Here is a 1,430-nt window from a genome sequence, read left to right as displayed (position 1 = left end):
CCACCGATATATACACTCCATAAATCGTCGGCTGCGTATGTTGTTTATAAGACACAGGCGCAGATCTGGGCCAAACCCCAACGCGCCACTGCTGCGGAGACATGCCGGTGGGGTCGTTCCGGACACCGGAACGACCCCTCCCACCTGCGAGGACCTGCGACGGTCCGCTACAGCAGGCCGTCCCAGAACTGCTCCAGCAGCACGGCCCACCAGGTGTCCGCGTTCTGCAGGGCCGCCGGGTCGATCGCGGCGAGCTGGGCCTGGAAGTCGGTCGTCCAGCGACCGGCCTGGTCCGGGGTCAGCCCGTACCGCAGCCGCCACATCCGGCCCAGCAGGGCCATCGAGCGGACGAACTCCGGTACACCGCTGTTGACGAACCGGGGCGGCTGACCGGTTCCATCGATGTCCACGGCCACCACGTGCGCGGTGCCGTACTGGACGCACAGCTGCCGTCCGTAGTCGTTGCCCAGCACCAGGTAGCCGCCGAAGTCCGGGCCCGCGGCCAGGCCGCGCTCGGCGGCCAGCTCGGCGAGCGTCGGGATCGGGCGGCCCTCCTGCGCCTGCGCCCAGAAGAACGGCCCGAAGTCGCGCGGCAGCCCGGCCCACATCAGGGTCTGGGACACCGGCTCGGGCACGCCCTGGCGGGAGACGGCGCGCTGCTCGTACCGGAACAGGTTCTGCCCGAAGGCGGCGCCGGTCTCCTGGGCGAGCTGCTGCGGCGGGAGCGGCGGCAGCGCCTGGACCGTCCCGGGCGCGGGCGGCGGCACCCGGAACGGGCGGACCCGCTGGGCGCCGGACGCCAGCTGGTGCAGCTCGTCCAGGTGGTCGAGCAGCTCGGCCATCCCGGCCTGCCGGGACGCGTGGTCGCGGCCGTACGGGGCGGTGTGGGTGAGCCGGACGTTCGGCCAGGACGCGGCGATCATGCGGTTGCAGTAGCCGCCCGGCAGGTCGCACGACTCCAGCTCGGTGTAGAGCTCCAGCACCTGCTCCGGCGGCACGTTGAGCCGGCGCAGGTCCTGCAGGATCTTCCACTCCGGGTGCGGGGTGCCGGGCTCGCTGCGGTGCAGCAGCTTCTGCTCCGAGCCGTCCGGGCCCCGGTAGCTGAGCGCGGCGAAGTACCCCGGGCCGACCGCGGGCACCCCCGGGGGCACCGGCGCGGCCTGCGGCGAACCGGGCACCGCCGGCGGGACGACCCCCGCGGCACCGCCCGTGTTCGGGTAGCCGTAGCCGGCCGCGGGCGCGGCGGGGGCCGCCGGGCCGCCGGGCGGCGGCGGGACGGCGGGACCGCCGGACGGCGGGGTGCCCGGGTCCGCCGGACCGCCCAGCAGCGCCGGGTCGATCGCGCCCGCCAGCTGGGTCGCCTCGTACGCCGTACCGGAGGCGGGCGGGCCGGCGGACGGCGCGCCCTGCGGGGCCGGCGGGGCCTCGCC

1 protein-coding gene is annotated in these 1,430 nt (G+C 75.2%); it reads right to left on the bottom strand.

Annotated features, from left to right (window positions below; all coding sequences use genetic code 11):
* Positions 1-167: 167 nt before the first annotated feature.
* Positions 168-1,430: SUKH-4 family immunity protein (locus tag ACFVHV_RS43785; RefSeq protein ID WP_380359486.1), on the bottom strand; the 1,263-nt coding region annotated here is incomplete at its 5' end.

It is taken from the genome of Kitasatospora sp. NPDC127116, assembly GCF_042677365.1.
GTDB lineage: Bacteria > Actinomycetota > Actinomycetes > Streptomycetales > Streptomycetaceae > Kitasatospora > Kitasatospora lactacystinica.
Note: the sequence above shows the minus strand (reverse complement) of the source record. Positions and strands in the feature narration are given on the sequence as shown.